Annotated in this window: 24 protein-coding genes; 10 read left to right on the forward strand and 14 right to left on the reverse strand. The window is 54.0% G+C overall.

All coding sequences use genetic code 11. The annotated features are described in order from the left end of the window. Window positions 1-55: 55 nt before the first annotated feature. Window positions 56-1246 (forward strand): MFS transporter, encoded by a 1191-nt coding sequence (locus ACFO9Q_RS17595; RefSeq protein WP_379184430.1) that lies wholly within the window; start codon window positions 56-58, stop codon window positions 1244-1246. 96 nt (window positions 1247-1342) lie between these two features. Here the strand turns inward: ACFO9Q_RS17595 and ACFO9Q_RS17600 are convergent, their stop codons facing one another. Beyond that, complete coding sequence (locus tag ACFO9Q_RS17600; protein WP_379184432.1) at window positions 1343-2065, reverse strand: YebC/PmpR family DNA-binding transcriptional regulator; 723 nt, start codon at window positions 2063-2065, stop codon at window positions 1343-1345. A gap of 165 nt (window positions 2066-2230) precedes the next feature. Between ACFO9Q_RS17600 and ACFO9Q_RS17605 the strand changes: the two genes are divergently transcribed. Then, entirely contained in the window at window positions 2231-2899 is a 669-nt protein-coding gene (locus ACFO9Q_RS17605) for a PspA/IM30 family protein (RefSeq protein WP_379184434.1), read from the forward strand. Between the two features lie 6 nt (window positions 2900-2905). Beyond that, on the forward strand, window positions 2906-3412 hold the full coding sequence (locus tag ACFO9Q_RS17610; protein ID WP_379184435.1) for a DUF4178 domain-containing protein: 507 nt from the start codon (window positions 2906-2908) through the stop codon (window positions 3410-3412). Window positions 3413-3499: 87 nt separating this feature from the next. Here ACFO9Q_RS17610 and ACFO9Q_RS17615 read toward each other — a convergent pair whose 3' ends face one another. Both ACFO9Q_RS17615 and ACFO9Q_RS17620 read right to left on the reverse strand, forming a co-directional pair. Next, window positions 3500-3697: a cold shock domain-containing protein gene (locus tag ACFO9Q_RS17615; RefSeq protein ID WP_379184436.1), complete on the reverse strand. Its 198-nt coding sequence runs from the start codon at window positions 3695-3697 to the stop codon at window positions 3500-3502. Between the two features lie 86 nt (window positions 3698-3783). Next, window positions 3784-4233 carry a hypothetical protein gene (locus ACFO9Q_RS17620; protein ID WP_379184437.1) on the reverse strand — a complete coding sequence of 150 codons (450 nt, stop codon included), beginning with the start codon at window positions 4231-4233 and terminating at the stop codon, window positions 3784-3786. Between the two features lie 184 nt (window positions 4234-4417). Between ACFO9Q_RS17620 and ACFO9Q_RS17625 the strand changes: the two genes are divergently transcribed. From ACFO9Q_RS17625 to pepF, 3 genes are all read left to right on the forward strand, one after another. Further along, window positions 4418-4651 carry a hypothetical protein gene (locus ACFO9Q_RS17625; RefSeq protein ID WP_379184439.1) on the forward strand — a complete coding sequence of 78 codons (234 nt, stop codon included), beginning with the start codon at window positions 4418-4420 and terminating at the stop codon, window positions 4649-4651. An 86-nt stretch (window positions 4652-4737) separates the two neighbouring features. Next, a complete protein-coding gene (locus ACFO9Q_RS17630; RefSeq protein ID WP_379184441.1) occupies window positions 4738-4917 on the forward strand; it encodes a hypothetical protein in 180 nt (59 codons plus the stop codon). Window positions 4918-5115: 198 nt separating this feature from the next. After that, window positions 5116-6906, forward strand: a complete 1791-nt coding sequence (gene pepF / locus ACFO9Q_RS17635) for an oligoendopeptidase F (protein ID WP_379184443.1) — start codon at window positions 5116-5118, stop codon at window positions 6904-6906. A 138-nt stretch (window positions 6907-7044) separates the two neighbouring features. On the opposite strand, the gene ACFO9Q_RS17640 is transcribed toward pepF, so the two are convergent. The 6 genes from ACFO9Q_RS17640 to hemE form a co-directional block, all read right to left on the reverse strand. Then, window positions 7045-7896 carry a DUF92 domain-containing protein gene (locus ACFO9Q_RS17640; RefSeq protein WP_379184445.1) on the reverse strand — a complete coding sequence of 284 codons (852 nt, stop codon included), beginning with the start codon at window positions 7894-7896 and terminating at the stop codon, window positions 7045-7047. A 40-nt stretch (window positions 7897-7936) separates the two neighbouring features. Next, window positions 7937-8671, reverse strand: coding sequence for a glycerophosphodiester phosphodiesterase (locus ACFO9Q_RS17645; RefSeq protein ID WP_379184447.1), 735 nt, complete (start codon window positions 8669-8671; stop codon window positions 7937-7939). A gap of 18 nt (window positions 8672-8689) precedes the next feature. Further along, on the reverse strand, window positions 8690-9973 hold the full coding sequence (locus ACFO9Q_RS17650; protein ID WP_379184449.1) for a CapA family protein: 1284 nt from the start codon (window positions 9971-9973) through the stop codon (window positions 8690-8692). Between the two features lie 134 nt (window positions 9974-10107). After that, window positions 10108-11667: a protoporphyrinogen oxidase gene (gene hemG / locus ACFO9Q_RS17655; protein WP_379184451.1), complete on the reverse strand. Its 1560-nt coding sequence runs from the start codon at window positions 11665-11667 to the stop codon at window positions 10108-10110. 46 nt (window positions 11668-11713) lie between these two features. After that, window positions 11714-12643 (reverse strand): ferrochelatase, encoded by a 930-nt coding sequence (gene hemH / locus ACFO9Q_RS17660; RefSeq protein WP_379184453.1) that lies wholly within the window; start codon window positions 12641-12643, stop codon window positions 11714-11716. Then, a complete protein-coding gene (hemE, locus tag ACFO9Q_RS17665) occupies window positions 12636-13706 on the reverse strand; it encodes a uroporphyrinogen decarboxylase (protein WP_379184455.1) in 1071 nt (356 codons plus the stop codon). Before hemE ends, hemH begins: the two co-directional genes overlap by 8 nt. 255 nt (window positions 13707-13961) lie before the next feature. On the opposite strand from hemE, the gene ACFO9Q_RS17670 reads away from it, so the two are divergent. Then, on the forward strand, window positions 13962-14720 hold the full coding sequence (locus ACFO9Q_RS17670; protein WP_379184457.1) for an ABC transporter permease: 759 nt from the start codon (window positions 13962-13964) through the stop codon (window positions 14718-14720). A gap of 33 nt (window positions 14721-14753) precedes the next feature. Beyond that, on the forward strand, window positions 14754-15959 hold the full coding sequence (locus ACFO9Q_RS17675) for an MFS transporter (protein ID WP_379184459.1): 1206 nt from the start codon (window positions 14754-14756) through the stop codon (window positions 15957-15959). 103 nt (window positions 15960-16062) lie between these two features. Here ACFO9Q_RS17675 and ACFO9Q_RS17680 read toward each other — a convergent pair whose 3' ends face one another. After that, complete coding sequence (locus tag ACFO9Q_RS17680) at window positions 16063-16695, reverse strand: O-methyltransferase (RefSeq protein ID WP_379184461.1); 633 nt, start codon at window positions 16693-16695, stop codon at window positions 16063-16065. 104 nt (window positions 16696-16799) lie between these two features. On the opposite strand from ACFO9Q_RS17680, the gene ACFO9Q_RS17685 reads away from it, so the two are divergent. After that, a complete protein-coding gene (locus tag ACFO9Q_RS17685) occupies window positions 16800-17933 on the forward strand; it encodes a THUMP domain-containing class I SAM-dependent RNA methyltransferase (protein WP_379184463.1) in 1134 nt (377 codons plus the stop codon). A 142-nt stretch (window positions 17934-18075) separates the two neighbouring features. Continuing rightward, window positions 18076-20076 (forward strand): LTA synthase family protein, encoded by a 2001-nt coding sequence (locus tag ACFO9Q_RS17690; RefSeq protein ID WP_379184465.1) that lies wholly within the window; start codon window positions 18076-18078, stop codon window positions 20074-20076. 71 nt (window positions 20077-20147) lie between these two features. Here the strand turns inward: ACFO9Q_RS17690 and ACFO9Q_RS17695 are convergent, their stop codons facing one another. The 4 genes from ACFO9Q_RS17695 to ACFO9Q_RS17710 form a co-directional block, all read right to left on the reverse strand. Then, on the reverse strand, window positions 20148-21554 hold the full coding sequence (locus tag ACFO9Q_RS17695) for a PDZ domain-containing protein (RefSeq protein ID WP_379184467.1): 1407 nt from the start codon (window positions 21552-21554) through the stop codon (window positions 20148-20150). An 89-nt stretch (window positions 21555-21643) separates the two neighbouring features. After that, window positions 21644-21868 (reverse strand): DUF1450 domain-containing protein, encoded by a 225-nt coding sequence (locus ACFO9Q_RS17700; RefSeq protein WP_379184469.1) that lies wholly within the window; start codon window positions 21866-21868, stop codon window positions 21644-21646. Window positions 21869-21910: 42 nt separating this feature from the next. After that, window positions 21911-22213, reverse strand: a complete 303-nt coding sequence (locus tag ACFO9Q_RS17705) for an iron-sulfur cluster assembly accessory protein (RefSeq protein WP_379184471.1) — start codon at window positions 22211-22213, stop codon at window positions 21911-21913. Between the two features lie 94 nt (window positions 22214-22307). Beyond that, window positions 22308-22553: a hypothetical protein gene (locus ACFO9Q_RS17710; protein ID WP_379184473.1), complete on the reverse strand. Its 246-nt coding sequence runs from the start codon at window positions 22551-22553 to the stop codon at window positions 22308-22310. Window positions 22554-22589 lie beyond the last annotated feature (36 nt).

A 22589-nucleotide genomic window follows, 5' to 3' on the forward strand; every position in this document is an offset into this window, starting at 1 on the left:
GGTATAATTTTTTTACAATACCTTAATCTAACCATCCTGGAGTGAGTAGACAGCAATGAGTACGAATCATGATTGGACAACGGAGCGGCAGGCCGAAGCAGCCAAGGAGACGCTTGCGTTAAGAGCCTTCAGCTTTGCCGCTTATTCGACGACTGCGGTTATTATCACATATATCCCTCTATACTTTCTTGATCAAGGGTATACGAAGCAGCAGATCGGATGGATTTATTCTTCGGGACCGTTTATCTCTATTTTTGCCAACCTGCTAATGGGAGTGATTAGCGATCGATATCAGACGATCAAGCTCCTCCTGACCCTCATACTAGCCGGTCAGCTTGTTATGATTGGCTTACTGACGCAAGCCGAGCTGTTCAGCACCGTCAGCCTGCTGATGATCGGTTTTTATTTTTTTCAGACACCAGTAACTCCGCTCAGCGACAGCCTCATTCTGCTATCCAGCAAGCATACTGGGCGGCCATACGCACTCATTCGAATATATGGTTCGCTCGGATTCGCCGTCTCTGCCCTCATGATCGGCTATGTGCTGGGGGAAGCTGGCTCGCAGTGGACGCTAGCGGTTGCACTCGCCACGATTGCAGTCACCCTATGCCTATCCTTGCTGCTGAAGGATTATCAGGGAACCCTCCGCAAGATGGACTTCTCCGGCCTCTACAAGCTGCTTCGGCAGCGAGAGGTCGTGACCTTCTTCACCTTGATCCTCATCATCTCGGTAGCACATCGTATGTATGACGGCTTCATTGCCGTCACCCTTAGAGGGATGGGCGCCAGCAGCTCATTAGTCGGCCTTGCCTTGCTCCTGTCAGCCGTCAGCGAGATTCCGATCCTGTTCCTGCTCGGCAAGTATGGGCATAAGTTCAAGGAGCTCCCCCTCCTCATGCTGGCCAGCATGCTATATGTGATTCGCTTCCTTCTCATCAGCGTGCTGTCTGACCCTCTCTGGGTTGCAGCCTCACAGATCATGCACAGCGTTACATTCGGCATCTACTTCTCTACCGCTCTGCGCTATATCTCTCAGATCATTCCTGACGAATATCGGGCATCCGGACAAGCCGTCTATGCGATTGTCTGGTCTGGGCTTGCGGGACTGATCAGCGGCACGATGGGAGGGGCTATCTACGAGCACTTCGGCCAACGCGCGTTCTTCGGGACAGCAGCAGCTCTTGCTCTGCTTGCTTGCATCGGATTCATGCTGAAGCACCTGTCGGATCGCAGAAGATTAGGGTAAGATGACGTTGATACTAGTATGCAAAAAAAGCGATAGCCGAGGGTCTGAATGACTTCAGAACCCCCGCTACCGCAAGCAGAAAATCTTATATGACAATTATTCTTCATTCATCTCGAAGTTGCTGTATACGTCCTGAACATCGTCATTATCCTCGAACGCGTCCATCATCTTAAGCAGCTTGTCGGCGTTCTCGCCTTCAACCCGCACAATCGTCTGCGGCAGCCATCTCACTCCGGCTGTAACGAAGTCGAAGCCATCGGCTTCCAGCGCATTCTTCACCTTCTCATACTCGTATGGACCGGTCAAAATCTCATAGCTCTCTTCGTTCACGATAATATCTTCCGCTCCCGCTTCCAGAGCCTGCATCAGCATCGTGTCCTCGTCTACCTCATGCTTCTCTCGATCCACGACGAGAAGCCCCTTATGGTCGAACATATAGGATACACAGCCGGATTCGCCCATGTTGCCGCCGCGCTTGTTGAAGGCGGAACGAACATCAGCCGCGGTACGGTTCCGATTATCGGTCAAGCAGCGCACCATAATAGCAACGCCCCCTGGGCCGTACCCTTCGTACATAATTTCCTCGTACTCGACTTCATCTCCGCCGCCCGTTGCTTTTTTGATCGCCCGTTCGATATTATCGCTGGGCATCTGCTCTGCTCTTGCATCGGCGATCGCGTTTTTGAGCCCGAAGTTGGAATCCGGGTTAGGTCCGCCCTTACGGGCTTGTACGTAGATTTCACGCGCAAGCTTGACGAACTTATTATTTTTAGCCTGATCGGCCTTGCCTTTCCGGTCTTTGAACAATTTGAATTTCACACGAACCCGCTCCCTCAGGTGTAGTTATCAACCAACAGTCTATCACCCGTAAGCCGTTCAGGTCAAAGCGTTCATTCCGATATGGAAATAAAGTGGAACTGACCAGAGCCCGTTGCGTACTAGGAGTACGATTGCAAATCACAGTTGAACCGGGAGGAACCATTGATGTCGATATTCAAACGAATGCGCGATCTAACTCTGTCCAACCTCTACTCACTTATAGAAAAAGCCGAGGATCCAATTAAGCTGACCGATCAGTATATCCGTGACATGCAGGAGGATCTGTCCGACGCTGAGAAGGCAGTTGCCGCACAGATTGCCCTTGAGAAGAAGTTCAAGCAGCTCTATGAAGAGCAAGCCGCACTAGCCCTGAAGCGTACCGAACAGGCTCATCTTGCCGCATCTGCGCAAAATATCGATCTTGCTCGACGCGCCCTAGAGGAGAAGAAATCCGCTGAACAGAAAGCAGCAGAGTTCAAAACCTCCTTCGATCAGAACAAGGAGTTGGCAGATGGACTTCGCTATAAGCTGGAGGAAATGCGCAAGCAGCTAAGCGAGATGAAGAGCAAGCGCGAGACGCTCGTCGCCAGATACAGCGCGGCTAAGGCGCAGCACGAGATCAACAAGGCGATGGCCGGATTCGGATCAGACACTGCCTCGGCTGGTCTTAAACGTATGGAAGAAAAAATGCTGCAGATGGAAGCACAGGCTGAAGCGTCGAATGAAATGTCAGTCAAAGGCAAATCACTGGATGAGGAATTCGCACTTCTTCACAAGGATGCAGCAGTAGAAGATGAATTAGCTGCTCTCATGAAGCAGTATGAGAAGAAATAAGGGCTTATGAGCTTGCTAAGCAGAATAAGAAGCTTAATGTCGAAGGAAGAGACTCCAAGGCCAGAACGCAGCATACTATCGCTCGGATCAGGAGATGTATGCGAGGTGTCCCTCGTCACTTACGGAGTGACAGGCCGAACGCACAATTATAGTCGCAATGCCGTCACCCTCACGCTGCAAGACGGTACTGCCATCAGATATCTCCATATAGAGGAACGGGAGGCAACCCTCTATATGCTCTATACTCCGATTGACGGCAGGCTTGACTCGCCCACTGAGGTGCCGACAACCATGGAGCTGGACGGCAAGATCTATCTGCTGGAGGAACATTATTCAGGCATGATGACCGCCTCAGGCAGAACTCCGTTCATGCAAGGCGGCGAACAGATGGTATGGCAATACCAATCCGATGACAAGAAGCATCTGCGAATTGAGTGGCAGAACGGACGCTTCATGCTGTATGAAGGGGAGCGCATCCTCCCTGCAGATGTCCAGGTGCTGCGAGGGTCGTGACAATCGAACAGGGGCTGCCCAGCTGGTCTTGCGACCAGCGGGCAGCCCCTGTCTTGTGCTAGCTCTGTCTATTATAAGCTCTCGTTCTTATAACTTAATGACGTTAGCCGCCTGCGCACCGCGGTTACCTTCAGTAATATCGAACTCTACCGCTTGCCCTTCATCCAGTGACTTGAACCCGTCTCCTTGGATGGCAGAGAAATGTACGAATACATCCTCATTGTTCTCGGCTTGGATGAATCCATAGCCCTTCTCTGCGTTGAACCACTTCACTGTACCTCTCAAACCAACTACCTCCTATAAATGACCGCCGTTCGAACGGCGAGTAAAGCTATTATAAACGTATGGCCGAGCAATTGCAATTCATACCCTTATCTGTAATAAACTTGATGATCCAGGTATAAAAGGAAGGCTCGATGGGCAAGCGAGCCTTCATAATAAGTGGACGTAAGTCCCTCTTGGCGCCGATGCTGCTCGAATAGACACAGTGAATGCATTCGTCCTTGCCGATGCTTCGTGAGATCCCCATAATAACTCCAGTCGAACCGGCTCTGCAGCGTCTCAAGCTTGGCGGTCGATGCTTCAATCTCTTGGGATGCTTCTGAGATCAGATTATCCAATGTATTCCCATACCTCGGATCAACTGCCGATATCCGATAACCTCTCGCGCTTCCTTCAGCAGTGAAGGACGACGCTCCTGCTGCGATGTCGAGGGTCTCCCCTGCTGTCAGCAGCTCCTCCGTTAAGTCGAACATCCGCCTGTACTCCTCGAATCCTCTGCATGTCATGGCTACGCCTGCCTGCTCATAGTACTGGCTCATCTGGAACACTCTCCTCATCTCATCTCTTCTTAACTCTGCTCAGCTCTGCTCATCTGAGAGCAATAATAGCCACACATCCCTAACTAAGGATGATATTCCCATCGTAACATGGGTTAGGATTGATTTCCACCTGGATAATTGGCTATGATAGCTAAGAATGAACCAGGAAAGGTGGACATCCTCTATGTTCAAAAAACACGAAATATACAAAACCGATAAATACAACATGCTTACGGTTGAAGTGCAAGGCAAGACGCTCATCGTTCGCGAGATCTCGGACCAATGGGGAGAAGAATGCCACACCTTCGTCAGCCGCCCTGAGATGCTGCACTGGGCTGAGCAGCGATTCCGCGCCGCCGATTATGCCGGACGTGAAGATGAGCGAAGTGCCATTATAAGCGCGTTCAAGGAAGTGTAATGGGATAGAAGGAACTTCCAGCTTGGACGGCGAACATATCGTCTAAGCACCCCGCACAGTTAATGACAGGAGGCTTCACCCTAACGATGGATTTGTCCGCTACTCTTATTTTCATTATTGCCGCCTTCTCTCTCGGGGCTGTACTCATCATGAAGCGTGACTCCATTGCCCCCGGCTTGCGCCGCGGAATGGCGATCGTTTCAATCGCTTTTATTGCATTTGCTTTCTTCTTAATTGTATTCAGCTTCTATAATATGGGAAAATAGCTATAAAGCTCGAAAGCAGGGACATACTATAGGACAAAATGCGCGAGAGGCGAGTGAGTCCGATCAATGAAATGGCTGTCCCTGCTGCTAGCTGTTAGCCTCATTCCAGGCGCCGCAGCTCCTCCACAAGCTGCGAGCCCCCCCGTTCATGGAAGCGGAAGTGTTCAATCATCTCTTACCATACCAAGGAGGAATTCGATGAATCACGTGCCGAAGCGTTCCGAGACTGCAGAAGAGAACCGTTGGAGATTAGAGGACTTATTCGTGGATGCGCAAGCTTGGGAGCAGGAGTATGCGGAAGCGAAGGACGGCCTGAAGAAGTTCGCAGCCTTCCAAGGCAAGCTCACCTCTCCACAACAGCTTCAAGCGTGCTTCGAGCTTGAGGATGAAGTATCCCTCAAGGTAGAGAGGCTCTATGTCTATGCCAACATGAAGCATCATGAAGATACAGCTGAGCCCAAGTATCAGGCATTGTCCGAGAAGTCGAAGAAGCTTAGCGTAGAGACAGGCGAAGCTCTCTCCTTCATTACACCAGAGGTGCTGAGTCTATCGGATGATGAGCTGGCGAAGATGATCGAGCAACCCGACCTGAAGAAGTTCAAGCATACGCTCGAGGAGATGCGCCGTCAGAAGGCCCATATTCTCTCTAAGAACGAAGAAGCTCTGCTTGCCGGCGTCGGCAATGTATCCTCTGCTCCAGGCACGATCTTCAATATGCTGAACAATGCCGATCTGAAGTTCCCGAAGGTGAAGAACGAGGATGGCGAAGAGGTCGAGCTGACTCATGGCCGGTACATACAATTTCTTGAGAGCAAGAATCGCGAGGTGCGGCAGGCAGGCTTCAAGGCGATGTACGATACGTATGGCAAGCTTAAGAATACGCTCGCGTCGACGCTCAGCGCGAACGTGACTAAGAATATTTTCTACGCGCGGGCTCGGAAATACCCTTCAACCCTGGAGATGTCGCTGTATGGCGACAACATATCCAAGGACGTCTATACGAATCTGGTCGATACGATTCACAAGCATCTTCCGCTCATGCATCGCTATATGAATCTTCGCAAGAAGCTGCTGGGCGTTGACGAGCTGCATATGTATGACCTGTTCGCACCACTCGTGGATGAGTTCAAGATGGACATTACGTTCGAGCAAGCGAAGGAGACGGTTAAGGAGAGCTTGAAGCCGCTGGGCGAGGATTATCTGACGGTGCTGCAGGAAGGGTTCGACGGAGGATGGATTGACGTCTATGAGAATGAAGGCAAGCGAAGCGGCGCCTATAGCTGGGGAGCTTACGGCACGCATCCCTATGTACTGCTGAACCATAATGACAACCTCAACAGTATGTTCACGCTGACCCACGAGATGGGCCATGCGCTTCATTCCTATTACTCGGATACGAATCAGAATTACCGCGATGCGCAGTATACCATCTTCTTGGCGGAGGTAGCATCCACGCTTAATGAAGCGCTGCTCATGGATCACTTGCTTGGCAAGTCTACAGATCCTAAGGAGAAGATGTACCTGCTCACTTACTACGCGGACCAATTCCGCACAACCGTATTCCGGCAGACGATGTTCGCCGAATTCGAGAAGATTATTCACGAGCGTGCGGAGGAGGGCGATTCCTTGACGCCGCAGGAGCTCAGCAAGATCTACTATGATCTGAACGTGCTCTATTACGGTAAGGACATGGTTGTGGATCAGGATATCGAGATGGAATGGGCTCGAATTCCCCACTTCTACAACTCCTTCTACGTCTACAAGTATGCAACGGGCTTCTCCGCTGCAACGTCCTTCTCCAAGCAGATTCTGGAAGAAGGCGCACCCGCCGTTGACCGCTATCTCGGCTTCCTGAAGAGCGGCGGCAGCGACTTCTCCATCAACATCCTGAAGAAGGCCGGCGTGGATATGTCCAGTCCAGAGCCGATCGAGCAAGCGATGAGCGTGTTCGAGGATCTCATTGGCCAGATGGAAGAGCTGACGAAGTAGCAGCGGCTTGATGGTGGAGGGCTTCAGCTTCAACGACTGTTAGAATAGGTTGATCATATAAGTAGACAAAAACCGCCGAGAGGCGGTTTTTTGTTCGTTGTGACTATTGAGGAAGGAAGGAAAAAGGTAGGCCAATTACTATGCAACTAATGTCCCAATGGCCCAGCCCAGCAAGCCAGCGGCCAGCGAGGACAGGAGGTTCACCCTGTCATTGTTCAGCCAGGCGAAGCCGCGTATACGCTCGGCAGCGGCGCCGCAATGGACGGCGCGCTCCGTATCGCTGCCGCAGAGGCGGCAGCGGTACATGGCCTGGCCGCTTGCGCCGAGCAGGGAATCTGCGAAGGCGCCGGCCAGGCCTGCGGCCGAGGCGGCGAGGAGGAGCGCCGCCGGGGCAGCTGCAGCGACTGCAGCGGCGGGAGCCGGCTGCAGGAGCGCGAGCAGCGCGCAGACGGTGCCGATGAAGGCGGCGCCGGCGAGCGCAGCGAGGGTTCCGAGCGGCGTGACACCGCCGCTCGTGCCAGGGGCGACGCGCTGGGCGGTCAGCACCGAGCGGGGCATGCTCTTGCTCAGGGCGCCGATCTCCGTCGCCCAGGTGTCGGCGCAGACGGAGGCCATGACGCCGGCGAATGCATATACCCAGCCGGAATCAGGCCATACGGCATGTGCGGCGCACAGGGCAAGGCCCGCTCCGCCGTTCGCCCATACCTGACCGGCATCGCGGCGGCTTGTCTTCTCATAATGGGCTTCTGCCGTCCGCTTCGCTCGGTGATGCTTCTTCCATCTCGACCACATCGTAGAGGAGATGAAGAAGGCAAGAAGCGCCCCGTACCAGATCGGTCCGCCCAGGACATAATAGCCCGTCCCCATCAGCACAGCTGACCAGGCGCCGGACCTGGACAAGGCTCCCTTACGCAGAGCAAGAGCGGCTATTAAGCCGCTCCCAATAATCCCTATTAATAATTCCGACCCGTACACATTCGACCATTCCAACACTCGCGCCTCCTACAGTTGTTCATCTAATCAGAGCGGGTTAGACTAGCTTCAGCACCGCATCACGCCAGCGGTCCGGATAATTCGTGCAGATCATCAGCTCCGAATCCAGCCCTGCAACCTTGCTGATCGTCCGGGCATCATTAAGTGTCCAAGCCATCACCTGAATATCCGCTTGCCGCAGCAACTGCATCCTCTCTCTATTCAACCGGGAATAACCGATCGAGAGGAAGGAAGCACCCATCGCCTTCAGCTCCTGCGGCAGACTTGGCCGCCAAGCGTCAAGGATTAGACCCGTCCGAACGTCTTGCGTCAACGCTCTGACCTTGTGAAGAGTCCCGCTGTGGAAGGAGGTAATGACGGCATCATGCTCCAGCTTATAAGCGTAGATGAGCTCCAGCACGCGATTCTCAATAGCCGGGTAGCGAATGCCGTCCGTCTTCAATTCAATGTTGAGGCGGCACCGGCCGCAGGTTGCCTGCAGCACCTCTTCCAGTGTAGGAATATGTTCCCCCTTGAAAAAAGAAGAGAACCACCCTCCCGCATCCAGCGACGCAAGCTCCGCTGCCGTCCAATCCTTCACTTCGCCGCGGCCGTTAGTCGTTCGCTTCAAGTTATAATCATGGATGACGACGGGAACTCCATCCTTGGACAGCTGAACATCAATCTCGATCCAGTACAGATCCGGTTCGCTCATCGCCAGCCGAATAGCTGCCAGTGTATTCTCTGGCGCACGGCCTGACCAGCCCCTGTGGGCTACACACGGATTCCTCATGCCTGCACTCCCTCCGGCTTACTTCGTTACAAGAGTACCGTCATTCTTCAAGGTGACGCCGAAGGAGATGGAGCTAAGCCTTGTGAGCAGCGCCTTCGCCGCGGCCGCTTCCATCGGCCTCGGCTGCGCTCCGGCCCCCTGCATCGGATGGAATTGCAGCTGGCATTGCCCATCCTTCGAACAGCTCGCATCGAGGACGCCGGTCTCTCCGGACCGCCCCTTCGGGGTTACACTGAAGATGAAGTTACCTAAGCTGTATGCGATCCACTTGCCCTTGTACGTCTCGAAGCCTTGAAGCACATGCGGATGGCTGCCGATGACGAGGTCTGCACCGGCATCAATGTATTGTCTGGCGAAGTCCCTCTGGTAGGGTTCAGGCTGATCTGCATTCTCCCTGCCCCAATGCACCATCACCACAACGACGTCCGCTTGCTCCGAAGCTCGCTTAATTGCTGCAATCGCTCGAGTCGTATTATACGTCTCTGCGACGCCCGGCTTATTCTTATCTGCCTTCCACTCTACAGTAGGCACTACCTTGCTAAGCCCGATGTAAGCGACCTTAACGCCGCCGGCTTCCTTGATGACAGGAGAGAACGCCTCCTGATCATTGCGTCCTGCTCCCATATGCGACAGCTTCGCCTTATTCAGGTGCTGTATCGTATCGAGTAGTCCTTCTACGCCTTGATCCATCGTATGATTATTCGCCAGGCTGAGTACATCGAACCCCGACTCCTTCAAGGCAGGAAGAGCTTCCGGAGCACCCTTGAACACATATTGCTTGTTCTCAGCTGGAGTTCCTCGGCTCGTAACCGGGAATTCCAGGTTGCCTGCGGTAATGTCCGGCTCGCTCAGATACAAGAGCGATTCGGCATAAGGATAATCGTACCCCTTCAGTTCCATCTGCTTGGCCACCGATGAGGCCAGCAGCAGGTCTCCTACGAAGGCAAGGTTAACCTTCTCGCCTCCACCAGCTCCATCTCCCCCTGAATTGCCGTCGCCTGCCGCACTAGGCCCGGTGGAGCCGTCAGAGGTCCCTTCGTCCGAAGGAGTGGGAGGCGGCGTTCCCGAAGGCTGCTCTTCAGGTGCTTCTTCACCTGTCTCTGTCTTCTCGTCACCATCCACATTAGGAGGCGCAGCATCTGGATCTGTCGTCTGCTTCGGCTCATCGGTATGCGCCGTTTGTCCGCTGTCACCAGCTGGGCCAGTCCGGTCCGCACGGTCCTGCCCCGTCCACAGCCATATGGCCGCAATCAGGAGCAGACTTGTGAACAAGGTCAGATTAAGGATAACCAGTTTTTTCATCTTTTGTTGCCGTTTGCGTTTTTCATGCTGATGCGACTCGGATCGGGATAAGGGCATGATGAGGCTCCTTTATTAGCTGATAATAGAATTGTGAGTCTTTTCCATTATACCAAGCATTGTCCCGATAAGAGAAGTCAATGAAGAGATTTTAATACCGCCGCTGCTGCTTCCTTGCCCTGTCTGATGCAATCCGGCAGACCGACTCCGCCATAGGCAGCGCCTGTCACATAGATGCCTGGAATCTCCTGCTCCATACGAGCCCGCAGATGTGCAATATGATCGACATGTCCAACCGGATATTGCGGCATGGACTTCATGAGTCGTGTAATCTCGGTGAAGATCGGCTCCGCTGTAATCCCCATCGTCGTCAACATGTCCTGTCTCACTGCGCGAATCAATTCTTCATCCGGCAGAGACACTGACGCCTCATCCCCAGCACGCCCGACATAGAATCGGAGCAATACCTTATCATCAGGGCTCGAATGCAGCCACTTGCTCGAAGTCCATGTACATGCCGTAATATGAAGCCCTTCCGAGCGGGGAACGAGGAAGCCTGAGCCGTCGAAGTCAACGCCGAGGGTGCTCTTGTCGAAGGCCATCACGACGTTGGCCACGGACACATATTCCACCGCACGCAGCTCAGGAACTTCCATCAACGGCTCCAGCAGCTCCGCCGCATCGTAGGCCGGGGCAGTGAGGATGATGCCGTCTGCCGGCAATCTCTCCCCGCTGCTAAGCACAACCTCGTACCTCGAAGCCACTGAGGCTCCTTCCGCTCCCGCTCCTACTCCAGCAGTATGTCCCTCATCACCACCAGCTCCGACTCCTGATTCGAATTCGAATCCAGTGCCCTCCCCTGCTCGGGCTCCTGTGCCTGCTTCAACCTTCCGCTTCACAATGTCCGTCACCTTCACGCCAACCCGTCGATCAGCCCCGCTCAACGCGTCTTCAAGACGCTGGACGAGCGAGGACAGTCCTCTGCGGAAGGTCAGGAAGGTTCCGCCCTTCGCTGCAGCTGGAAGGCTATTGTTAACCGCCGCTGCCTTGCGGCTCATCTGCATGCCTCGAATGAGGCTCCCGTACTTGCGCTCCGCCTGCTTGAACTGAGGGAAGGTCGCATTCAGGCTAAGCTTGTACAGATTGCCTGCGTAGATGCCCGCCAGCAGGGGCTCAGCCACGCGTTCAACGACTTGACGTCCCACTCTGCGTGCGAGGAAGCCGCCAAGCGATTCATCCCCGTCCTCCCGGCTGGCAGGTATGACGAGATCAGCCAGTGCACGCAGCTTGCCTCGCCACGTCATGAGACCCGTCCTCGCGAAGGGAGCGATCTCCGTAGGAATGCCCAGCACGAGACCAGGTGGCATCGGATGAAGCTTGCCCCCCTTCATAATATAGGTCTTCTTCGCACTCGGATTCGTGGCCGTCAGTTCGCCCTCAAGCCCGAGCTCCTTCGCCAGCTCAATGATGGGAAGCTTCCTCGCGAGGAAGGAATCCGGTCCCTTCTCGATAACGAAGCCTTCCCGCTGCAGCGTATTGATCTTGCCGCCAAGTGCAGGGGAGGCTTCCACAATCGTAATCTCCACCTGTCTGCCTTGGCGCTCCGCTTCCCGCTGCACATAAAAAGCGGAGCTCAGCCCGCTGATCCCTCCGCCGATAACGACAATTCGATCAGACATTCCGACTCTCCGCATCATGATTGTCATCCTCTCTATCTATAGGCCGCTGCTATTGCCAGCGGTGTTACAGGTCTCTCTTCGCTTCTATAATAGACTCAGCCAGCGTCTCCATGTATAGCGGATCACGATTGAGCATCGCAATACGCTCAAGCGTCATTCCAAGCTTCGCTGCAGCCGACTTCGCCTCCAGATCCAGATCGTACAGCACCTCCAGATGATCGGACACGAACCCGACCGGTGCGACGAGGACACCCTTGACCCCCTCTTCATTAAGCTCTTGCAGCGTCTCCAGAATGTCCGGCCCCAGCCAAGGCTCTCTCGTACGGCCCGCACTCTGCCACGTGAACTGCCAGTCGGCAACACCAGCCTGGGCAGCTACTTCACGTGAAGTCGCCAGCAACTGCTCCTCATACGGATCATTAACCTCTCGAATCCGAACCGGCAAGCTGTGAGCGCTGAACAGTACCTTCACAGGCTCCGCCCCGCCGGAGGAGACTGCGAGCCTCTCCAGTCCGTCCTTGACGCGCTCAGCAAGCGCCTGAAGCAGCTTAGGGTGAAGATGGTATTGCTCTACGAATGACATGCGGATGCCCAGCTCTTCGGCCTGCGCTTGTGCACGCTTGATATAGGTTCCGACACTCATCGTAGAATAATGTGGTGCTAGTACAATGCCAACTGCCTCGACAATGCCATCTGCAGCCATCTGCTGGACGCCATCTTCAATATATGGGACAGCATGCTTCAGCCCTTGATAGCATACATACTGTCCTGGCGCCAGCTGCTCAAGCTTATCCTGAAGGCTGGCAACCTGACCATCTGTATTCGCTCTTAGCGGGAACACTCCACCTACGATCGCCTCGTAGCGCCCCTTCAGATCTGCAAGCATCTCAGGAGTCGGCGCGTTGCCGCGGCGAATGTGCGTGTAGTAAGCCTCAATATCATCCAGACTCTGAGGTGTGCCATAGGACATAACAAGTACGCCGATTCTAGACATGACTGGTCTCCTTCCGGGTCCGCTTCGCGATCGCTTGCTCGGAATACGCATGCACATAGGCGGTCAGTTCACGCAGCTTATCCAGTGAAGCTTCCGGGAACAGGCCATGACCCAGGTTGAAAATAAACCCAGGCTCCTCCATGCCCCCGTCAATCACACGACGGGCATAGGATTCAATCACTTCGGATGGTGCGGTAAGCACGACGGGATCCAGATTGCCCTGAACGGCGAACTTGCCTCCTAATCTGCGACGGCCTTCTGGTATAGAGACTCTCCAGTCCAGGCCGATCACGTCGGCTTGCAGTGCTCTCAGCTCTGGAAGGAGCTCGCCCGAGCTTACTCCGGGGAAGTAGATCTTAGGCTGAGGCAAGTCACTCAGCTCAGCGAAGATCCGCTCGATCGTAGGCAGCACATATTGCCTGAAGTCTTCAGCCGTCAGTGCGCCAACCCAGCTGTCGAACAGCTGGAATGCCTTGCCGCCTGCCGCCATATGCGCCCGGAGGTAAGTGATGACCATATCCCCCAGCTTGTCCATGAGGAGCTGCCAAGTCTTAGGATCACTGTACATAAGCGCCTTCGTCTTCAAGTAGTTTCTTGAAGGGCGGCCTTCAATGAGATAGCTCGCGATGGTGAACGGAGCTCCTGCGAATGTAATGAGCGGTACCTCAAGCTCGCGATCCAGGATGCGGATCGTCTCCAGCACATGGCCGAGATGGCCCTCCACATCGATTGGCTTCAGCCTGGCCACATCCTCGGCAGAGCGAATCGGGTTGTCGATGACTGGTCCAATATTCGGTACAATATCGAATTCAATTCCGATCGAAGCGACCGGATTCATAATATCGGAATATAAGATAGCGGCATCTACGCCTAGCTTGCGAATAGGCATCATCGTAACCTCGGCTGCGAGCTCCGGCTGCTTGCATATTTCAAGCAAGGAATACTTCTCCTTAATCTTACGGTATTCGGGATCGTAACGTCCCGCTTGACGCATGTACCATACAGGCACGCGGTCCACGAGTTCGCTGCGGCATGCCCGGATGAAACGGTCATTATAACTCATCGCCGTTCCCCATTTCTCTAGTTTTTCCTACGTTTCCATTATGCCCGTTTTCACCACCTCTAACAACAGCCGCAGCAGCGCTTCCTATGACAATAGTATGACAATCGGGACTTCAGGGGGAGAGAGGATGAAGCGGTCACTCGGTGCTCTCTCGAGATTTACATGATCTTATTACCGGCTTAACGCCGCGTTGAAGCTGCCGCATTATAGTGAAGTCATGGATTCACGATTCGTATTCAGCAGGGAGGCACCCCCATGTACCTTACCTCTTATTACCCTAGGAAGCCGGTCCTTCTAAGCCGCTTCCTCTTAGCGACTTCGATTATTCTAGCGATGCTCCTCCTCCTCTTGCTCAGCAAGGAGAGCGTGATGCTCCGGCAAGATGACTCCTATGGCCCGTTCACCTTGCAGATTCTGCCAGAGGAAGGGTCCTCCCAGCACGAACCCTGGACGGAGGACGTCCTGCATGCCCTTGCACAAGAGGACGGGGTAGAGTCTGCTTACGCGGTATCCACGCTTGACCGTTACGAGGATGTGCCCATTGTCGGCGTGAACCCGGATTACTTCTCTGCCCGTTACGGCGAGCTGGAGCTGAACAAGGGACGCCTCTATGAGCAAGCAGGTGAAGTCATTATTGGCGCAGCGGCAGCGGCGCGATTGAAGCTGCAGATTGGCGATGAGCTGGAAGGTGCGGAGTCTGCTTATATCGTCACTGGAATTCTTCCTAAGCTTAACCATACGGATGACGAGACCGTCTATACGCGATATCAGCCATCTTCCATGACGAGTATCCTCATCAAGCCAGCTACGCTGTATCGCGCGCAAGTCCTCATGCATGCTTATAACCAGATGGATGGCATAGCTGTTCATATGACTAGCAGCGAGGCATCCAGCCTCCTGACCATCATGATTACCGGCACGAAGGTAATTGCTGTTCTCTTCGCTGCTTTGTTGCTATGGCTGATGATGGCTGCTATCCTGCCCCTGCTTCTCCCACGCAAGACAGCAGGTTAGGAAGCCCGTTATTCGTATGCTATACTTATTTTTATGGAACAGTGGAAAAAGAATCTAGTCGTCTTATGGTTTGGTCAATTTCTCGTCATGGCGGGGATGACCATGATTATCCCCTTTCTCTCGCTCTATTTGCAGTTTAATCTGGGCCTCACCGACAAGCATGAGATTGCTTTGTGGGCGGGGTTTATTTTTGCCGGCAACTTCGTCACTTCATTCTTATTCCAGCCGCTGTGGGGCAAGCTGTCTGACCGCTATGGACGCAAGCTGATGCTGCTGCGCTCCGGCTTCGGAATGGCGATCGTCATGGTGATGATGGGCTTCGCTACTGAGCCATGGCATCTGCTCGCGCTGCGTATGCTGAATGGGACCATCTCGGGGTTCAATCCGGCGGCGGTCTCGCTCGTATCAGCCACTACGCCGAAGGATCGGATGGGCTTCGCGATGGGAAGCCTGCAGTCCGGCGGGCTGGCCGGCACGATCCTCGGTCCGCTCATGGGCGGACTGCTGGCCGATGTGATGGGCTATCGTCCAATCTTCTACCTAACCGGAAGCCTGCTCTTCACGGCATCTCTGCTAGCGCTGTTCATCGTGAAGGAACGGTTCGACCGTGCACAAGCAGCTGCTCGACCGCAAGTATCGGTCATCGCCGGCTTCCGTAAGCTGATTACGATTCCGCAGCTGACCTCCTTGTTCGCCGTCACGTTCCTCATCCAATTCGCCATGCTGAGCCCCATGACGCTCATCCCGCTCCATGTGCAGGAGCTGCATGGCACGACGGCCAACTTGGCCTTCTGGGCTGGCTTCGTCGGTTCGGTAACGGGCATGTCGAACATGGTCGCGTCGCCCCTTCTAGGCCGGCTCAGTGATCGAATCGGTGCCGAGCGGATACTCGCAGTCGCGCTCCTTGGCTCTGCTGTCTCCTTCATTCCGCAAGCGATGGCAAGCACCGTCTGGCAGCTGCTGCTCTCAAGGTTCCTGCTTGGCATCTTCCTCGGAGGATTAATTCCATCGGTCAATGCGTTAATCCGCAAGTATACCCCAGACGGTATGGAGAGCCGCGCTTACAGCTTCAACAGCTCGACCCTCAGCTTAGGCAATATGGTTGGACCGATTACGGGAGCCGCGCTATCAGGCTGGATCGGCATCAGCGGTCTGTTCCTGCTGTCTGGCGGACTGATGGCGGTCAATGCGATATGGGTGAGACAATCGCTCCTTCGGAGAGAATCGCCCTCTAATTAGATATAGGCTGGGTATGAGGTTGAACCTCATACCCAGCCTATATTCCACACATGCCGCCAGCTCTGGACGCTGACAGCATCTGTAGGAGCTCAAGCCCGCATCATCACCTGCCGTTCACGACCGCTATAGCCAGCCCGTCGTACCCTGGAAGCACCGTACTCGTCAGCCGCTCGTCCTCTGCAATCCGCTTGTTGAACTCGCGCATCGCCGCCACCGACGGCCCCTGCTTCTCCTCATTCGTTACCCTGCCCCGCAGCAGCACGTTGTCCCCCACAATAATGGCACCGGGTTCCGCCAGCTTCAGCGCCCAGTCCAGATAGACCGGATACCCTTCCTTATCCGCATCAATGAAGAAGAAGTCATAGCGATGCCCTTCCTCAGCCAGAGCAGCCAGAGTAGCCTTCGCATCTCCGACTCGGTATTGCACCTTGCCGCCTAGCCCCGCTTCCTGCAGATGTCTCCCCGCCACGTCCGCGTACTTCTGCTCCAGCTCCAGAGATGTGAGCATGCCGCCCTCGCTAAGGCCTCTCGCAATGCATATGCCGCTGTATCCGCCCAATGCTCCAATCTCCAGCGCCGCCTTGCTTCCAGACATTTGCACGAGCATCGTCAGCAGCCTTCCGTAGCCGGGCGAGATTGAGATTTCCGGCATCCCCTCTGCCTGAATGCCTTTTTTCACCATTTCCAGCTGACTATCTTCCTTATATAATCCATTCGCATACTGTTCGTTATCCACTCGCGATCCCTCTTTCCATCTTCCTATTTGTAAAAAAGCTTCGCTTTGCCTATACTTGATTGTATGATTTTGGCCGGAACGATACAAGGAGTGAAGTTGAACAGATGAAGCTGCAATTGATTGCAACATCCCCTATGGGACTAGAAGCGGTAATCGCAAGAGAACTGAAGGAATTAGGCTATGAGGACCTGATTGTAGAGAACGGACGCGTCATCTTCACAGGAGGGCCTGCCGATATATGCCGTACGAATCTATGGCTCAGAACGTCAGACCGGATTCTTATTAAGATGGGAGAGTTCCCGGCTACGACCTTCGATGAGCTGTTCGAAGGGACGAAGGCGATTGACTGGCCTTCCTTCATTCCAGGAGACGGCGAGTTCCCGGTGGAGGGACGGTCCCACAAGTCGCTCCTGTCGAGTGTCCCGGCTTGTCAGAAGATCGTCAAGAAGGCTGTTGTAGAGAAGATGAAGGAGCAGTACCATACGGAATGGTTCCCGGAGGACGGCGGACGTTATGTCATCGAGGTATCGATGCTGAATGACCGCGCACTCATCACACTGGATACTACTGGCCCTGGGCTTCATAAGCGCGGCTACCGGAAGCTCGTCACGGAGGCGCCAATTAAGGAGACGATGGCCGCGGCCCTTATTCAGCTCAGCAGGTGGAGCCCTGAACGGCCGCTGTATGATCCGTTCTGCGGATCAGCGACGATACCGATTGAAGCAGCCATGATTGCTTGGAACATCGCACCGGGCCTGCGTCGCAGCTTCAACAGCGAAGGCTGGCCGCTCGTGCCGGACGAGCTGTGGGACGAGGCGAGAGAGGAAGCTTATGATTCGGTGAAGGACGATATTCCGCTGGAGATTACCGGCTCTGACATCGATCCTTATGCTATTGAGATAGCGGAGGCTGCCGTGAAGAAGGCCGGCTTCGCCAAGGATATTAAGCTGCGAGTCATGCCGGTTGCGAAGGTTCGGCCGGAAGGCGATTACGGATGTATCATTACGAATCCGCCTTACGGAGAGCGTCTTGGCGATGAGGATGAAGCGGACCTGGTGCTTAGACAGCTCGGACTGGCCGCCCATTACTTGCCGACGTGGTCCTTCTTCGCCTTCTCCCCTGCCAAGTCGCTGGAGCATTACTTCGGACGCAAGGCAGACAAGAAGCGCAAGCTCTTCAACGGACGCATAGAGTGTCAATACTACCAATTTTTCGGCCCTCTTCCTCCCCGGAAGTAAGCCCAATAGCCATTTCCACAAGCTGGTATGAGAATGTTACATTCTTATACCAGCTTTTCGTTTGAATTATAGGTCTGTGCCCCCTATAATGAGAAAGGTACTCTTTTTTATATTTTTTGTAAACAGAAAGGAACATGCTCTTATGTCAGGACCGCTGCAACTCGCACGCAGCAGCATGCGTCTCTCGTTGCGTCTTACTCAGCGACTGATGGCTGCAGACGTGTTATTATTCTTTGCTGCAATGATGATGAAGTTATATCTATTCGATCGATTTATTAATGTGAAGAACATGAGAATGAATATGGACGATATGATTGTGGCTGTAGGAACGATCGCACTCATCTGCTTCTGGACGATCTGGCTCCCTACACGAGGCCGAATCGTAGCGCTGGTCGTCCTTGATGTGCTGCTGACGTTAGTCCTCTATTCCGATCTCATCTATTACCGTTACTTCCAAGATCTCATCTCCGTCCCAGTCCTCATGCAAGCCAGTCAGATTGATTCGCTGGGAGGCAGTATCTCCACACTCATTAGTGCGAAGGACTTCGTCTTGATGGCGGATTGGCCGTTCATCATTCCGTTCGCCGTCTATGCGATCTGGCTCGGCCGGCATGATCTGAGGGAGACAACAGCGAGCCGGACGCCGCTATGGCGCAAGGCTGTGCTTCGAATCTCATTAAGTGTCATTCTCTTCGTCGTAGGGTCCAACCTCGTATTCGGACATATCAACGAAGTGAAGCGCTCCGGCGGCGGCGCCGTATTCACTGGTAACTGGTGGAATCTGTCTCTCTACAATGTGACAGGTGTGCTAGGCTTCCACGGGTATGATATCTATCGTTACGCGAATCAGAACTGGCTGAATGACAACAAGCTGTCTGACGAGCAGATCGCCCAGACGAAGCAATGGTCCGAGTCGCTTGGCGGAGTCCGCAAGGGACTTCAGAGTGACAGCTTCTTCGGCGCCTATGAAGTCAGCAATGTCATTATGATTCAAGCTGAAGCCTTCCAGAACTTCATGATCGGCAAGTCCATTGGCGGGCAGAAGATTACGCCGAACTTCGACAAGCTCGCAGCCGAGAGTGCGTACTTCAACAACTTCCACCACCAAGCGGCTCAAGGAAGAACATCGGATGCTGACTTCCTCGCGAACTGCTCGCTGCAGCCGCTGACGAATGGATCTGTCTTCATCCAATATGCTCAGAACACATTCGATTGTCTGCCTAAGACGCTGAAGTCTGAGGGCTACAGCACTTCTGTGTTCCATGCCTATGAAGGCGGATTCTGGAACCGCAATACGATGTACGAGAATATGAAGTACGATACGTTCTACAGCAAGAAGCACTTCACCATTGACGAGCCAGTTGGCTGGTCGCTTGGCGACAAGTCCTTCTTCCGCCAGTCCGTCGATGTCATGAAGGAGCAGCAGCAGCCCTTCTATTCCTTCTTAATCACGCTGTCCAGTCATCACCCGTTCACAATGCCGGCGAGCTATCAGACACTCGATGTCGGGGAGTTCAAGGGGACGATCTTCGGTGATTATCTGCAGTCGATTCACTATGTAGATGCTTCTCTAGGCGCACTGGTAGAGCAGCTCAAGGCTGAAGGACTGTGGGATAAGTCAATCTTCCTGCTCTATGGGGATCACGACAACTCCTACAAGGATTGGCCGGTCTATGAGAAGTTCCTGGGCAAGCCGCTGAGCGAAGTGGAGAGAGATCGGATATTGAAGCAAGTTCCATTCCTCGTTCATCTGCCGGACAACGCTGCTGCTGGTGTACATGAGCAAGCAGGCGGCCAGATTGATGTCACGCCGACGATTCTTCACTTGCTTGGCGTAGACACGTCGAAGCAGCACTTGGCCGGTCTTCCGCTCGTTACCGACAAGCCTGTCGACAGCAAGCTGGTCGTCATCCGCAGCGGCGCATTCACGAACGGGAAGATCTATTACTTCCCATCCGCTGACGGCGTTCCGGAGAACGGCAAGTGCTGGGACATTGCCAAGAATGCGATTGGTGATGTGAATCAATGTCTGCCGTACGTCCAGACTGCCCGAGACGAGCTTAATATGTCAGACCGGTTAGTGACCCATAACTTGATCGCTGACTTTAATAAGGAAGCAGCTAAGGCTGCCGGTAAGAAATAAATAAAACCTCCTGGTGTTACAAGTGTCCGTTCGCGGGCATCTTGTAACACGGGAGGTTTTATTCATTCATTCTAGTCCTTCTTGTGCTGCTCCAGCCACTTCAGCATATCTTCCACTGTACGAACAGGCACAATATTCAGATTAGGGGCCCCTATGCGAGCCTCTCCTTCTTCACTCGCGGGTACGAAGAACACCTCGGCCTTCGTTCGGCTGACGGTATAGGCCTTCTGCCGCACCCCTCCGACCTCTCCAATACGGCCATCCGGCTCTATCGTGCCCGTACCGGCAATTGGGATACCTCCCGTGATGCCGCCGGGTGTCAGTTGATCCAGCAGAGCCAGTGTCAGCATCGCTCCATGCGAAGGGCCTCCAATATGGGCAATATAGGACTTGTACTGCACTTCCCGCGGAATGTCATATGTATAATCATTCTGAATGGTGATTCCCAAGACTGGACGGAGCGGGTCCGTACTCGCAGCCCGAGTGGTGACAGCTACCTGCAGGCTGAGACCGTCTCTCTTCACCTGCACATTAACCGTCTGTCCCGGCTCAACCTCCTCCATCACTGCTGCCACATCCTTCAGCGAAGTTATGCTTCGCCCTTCCAGCCGGGTAATCTGATCATCTGGACGAAGCAGACCCGCTGCAGGGGCATTCAGCAGGACGGACATCACTCTTACACCAGCGAGCTTCACGCCGCGCCCGAGCCCAGCTCTCTGCATGGCAATCGCGCTGGCTGCTTCATTCGCATCGGACTTCATCGCCGACACCTGGGCATAGGCGACATCAAGCGGGGTACGCTCCACCTCAATCTTGTGCAGCTCATAATGAGGGAATATCGCCGTATAGAGCCAATCTACGGGGAAGGCGGTTCGCACGAACACGAGTACTCCGTCAATGGAGCTGCTCGGGCTCCCTCCCTCTACCGCCGCATAATGACTCAGATTCATCGTCAGTCCTGGGTACTTCACCTCATAGTCCGTAGGACAGAGCAGCAGCAGCAGCAGGAGCCCCGTCATGAGCAGCGTCGTTAGACTTCTCTTCGGCATGAACCGCTGCTTCTCTCTCCTCAGCCATGCAGTCTCCGTTAGAATCATATCTGCGAACAGGAACAGGACGCCAGCACAGATCAGGACGAACAGGAGGAGCAGCAGCTTAGGTACCGCAAGGATTGTAATCGCAGCAGCCAAGCTGAGCACGAATACTGTTATTCTTACTCCGATAATGGCCCGATACCATCGTGCGCGCCGATATCGAAGGGCTTGTCTGCTGCGCTCAGCCCGCGTCAGTCCCCTTGCTGCGCCGATTGCCCACAGCAGAGGAACAGCCGCTGCCGCATACGTCAGTCCATTAATGACTTCTATCCATCGCATGCCGCCCAGCCGGAGAGGATCAGGCAGCCAGAGCAGCTCTGCCAATAGGATGAAGACGACGGCCAGCACGAGGCCTGCCGAGTAGTAACGTCTGGTTAACTGCATGGAAGCTCCGCTCCCTCCCTCTCTAACGATAAAAAAAGACTCAGAGATTGCTTGACATCTCCAGAGTCTTATCCTATAAGGCTATCGCCTTACTTCTTCACGTACTTGCTGGCCTTCTCGATGACTTCGTCCTCCGTCGGCGCCGTAACGTATCTTCCGTTAATGAACACGAAGGCGAAGCGTGAGCATGGCCCGCAATACGACTTGCAGCCTACCTTAACCTCGGTGTCCGGTGCAATCTTACTCAGCTTCGTCAGCATCGTCTTCACACGAGTATGCTTGCACTTGTCGCATATTCGAATATCGTTAGCCATGTGTGCTACTCTCCCATTATGGCTCCATTGCTAGCTGCTTGCTTAGTGGTCGCCGTGATTGCCCTTAGCCGGATTCGTAATTACGAAGCCCTCTTCAGGGGTGTAGAAATAATCGATTCGAATGCCGTCAAGGAATTCATTGCCTTGCTCTAGTATGACATCAATCTCCTTGTCCGTGGATACGACAACATCCTTCTCGGAAGGCACGTCAATGCCTAGACCGTAGTGTGCATGGTCTCCATGGGAGTGAGTAACGTATACCCGAAGCAGCTTGCCTTCGTTCTCCGGCTTGTCCAGCTCAAGCTTCAATTCCTTGGCCGCATTGCGTGAGATCTTGCAGTTCATAACGACAACTCCTTGTATTGTAAAATAGACCGCCCTCGGCGGCAATGGCAGTAATCTATATCATTCTATAGAATGGAGAGCAGAACTTCAACCTCTAGTTCAGCTTAGTCGGAAGCCGATACTTCCGCTCCGTCCGGCGGGCGAACCATTCAGCCGCAACCATCGTGACGGCAATATCATCAATCGGAAGATACGGCAGCACATCCGGCAGAATCCAATATAAGCCCACTGGAATGAGGAATAGCAGCTTATCTCCTAGAGATACCTGCTTGGAGACCAGCAGCTGCCCGATCCTCACGAAGAGATGCTTCCAATGTCTGAGAGACAGCAGCTTGCGCATGATGACATCCACTCCTTAAGTCTGACTTATGCTCGT

Source organism: Paenibacillus sp. GCM10023252, assembly GCF_042653305.1.
GTDB lineage: Bacteria > Bacillota > Bacilli > Paenibacillales > Paenibacillaceae > Pristimantibacillus.

What these genes read in the sequence shown, in the direction of transcription:
- ACFO9Q_RS17595 (WP_379184430.1), top strand. Translation starts at nt 56, where the DNA reads ATGAGTACGAATCATGATTGGACAACGGAGCGGCAGGCCGAAGCAGCC.
- ACFO9Q_RS17605 (WP_379184434.1), top strand. Translation starts at nt 2,231, where the DNA reads ATGTCGATATTCAAACGAATGCGCGATCTAACTCTGTCCAACCTCTAC.
- ACFO9Q_RS17610 (WP_379184435.1), top strand. Translation starts at nt 2,906, where the DNA reads ATGAGCTTGCTAAGCAGAATAAGAAGCTTAATGTCGAAGGAAGAGACT.
- ACFO9Q_RS17620 (WP_379184437.1), bottom strand. Translation starts at nt 4,233, where the DNA reads ATGAGCCAGTACTATGAGCAGGCAGGCGTAGCCATGACATGCAGAGGA.
- ACFO9Q_RS17625 (WP_379184439.1), top strand. Translation starts at nt 4,418, where the DNA reads ATGTTCAAAAAACACGAAATATACAAAACCGATAAATACAACATGCTT.
- ACFO9Q_RS17630 (WP_379184441.1), top strand. Translation starts at nt 4,738, where the DNA reads ATGGATTTGTCCGCTACTCTTATTTTCATTATTGCCGCCTTCTCTCTC.
- pepF (WP_379184443.1), top strand. Translation starts at nt 5,116, where the DNA reads ATGAATCACGTGCCGAAGCGTTCCGAGACTGCAGAAGAGAACCGTTGG.
- ACFO9Q_RS17645 (WP_379184447.1), bottom strand. Translation starts at nt 8,671, where the DNA reads ATGAGGAATCCGTGTGTAGCCCACAGGGGCTGGTCAGGCCGTGCGCCA.
- ACFO9Q_RS17650 (WP_379184449.1), bottom strand. Translation starts at nt 9,973, where the DNA reads ATGAAAAAACTGGTTATCCTTAATCTGACCTTGTTCACAAGTCTGCTC.
- hemG (WP_379184451.1), bottom strand. Translation starts at nt 11,667, where the DNA reads ATGATGCGGAGAGTCGGAATGTCTGATCGAATTGTCGTTATCGGCGGA.
- hemH (WP_379184453.1), bottom strand. Translation starts at nt 12,643, where the DNA reads ATGTCTAGAATCGGCGTACTTGTTATGTCCTATGGCACACCTCAGAGT.
- hemE (WP_379184455.1), bottom strand. Translation starts at nt 13,706, where the DNA reads ATGAGTTATAATGACCGTTTCATCCGGGCATGCCGCAGCGAACTCGTG.
- ACFO9Q_RS17670 (WP_379184457.1), top strand. Translation starts at nt 13,962, where the DNA reads ATGTACCTTACCTCTTATTACCCTAGGAAGCCGGTCCTTCTAAGCCGC.
- ACFO9Q_RS17675 (WP_379184459.1), top strand. Translation starts at nt 14,754, where the DNA reads ATGGAACAGTGGAAAAAGAATCTAGTCGTCTTATGGTTTGGTCAATTT.
- ACFO9Q_RS17685 (WP_379184463.1), top strand. Translation starts at nt 16,800, where the DNA reads ATGAAGCTGCAATTGATTGCAACATCCCCTATGGGACTAGAAGCGGTA.
- ACFO9Q_RS17690 (WP_379184465.1), top strand. Translation starts at nt 18,076, where the DNA reads ATGTCAGGACCGCTGCAACTCGCACGCAGCAGCATGCGTCTCTCGTTG.
- ACFO9Q_RS17695 (WP_379184467.1), bottom strand. Translation starts at nt 21,554, where the DNA reads ATGCAGTTAACCAGACGTTACTACTCGGCAGGCCTCGTGCTGGCCGTC.
- ACFO9Q_RS17700 (WP_379184469.1), bottom strand. Translation starts at nt 21,868, where the DNA reads ATGGCTAACGATATTCGAATATGCGACAAGTGCAAGCATACTCGTGTG.
- ACFO9Q_RS17705 (WP_379184471.1), bottom strand. Translation starts at nt 22,213, where the DNA reads ATGAACTGCAAGATCTCACGCAATGCGGCCAAGGAATTGAAGCTTGAG.
- ACFO9Q_RS17710 (WP_379184473.1), bottom strand. Translation starts at nt 22,553, where the DNA reads ATGCGCAAGCTGCTGTCTCTCAGACATTGGAAGCATCTCTTCGTGAGG.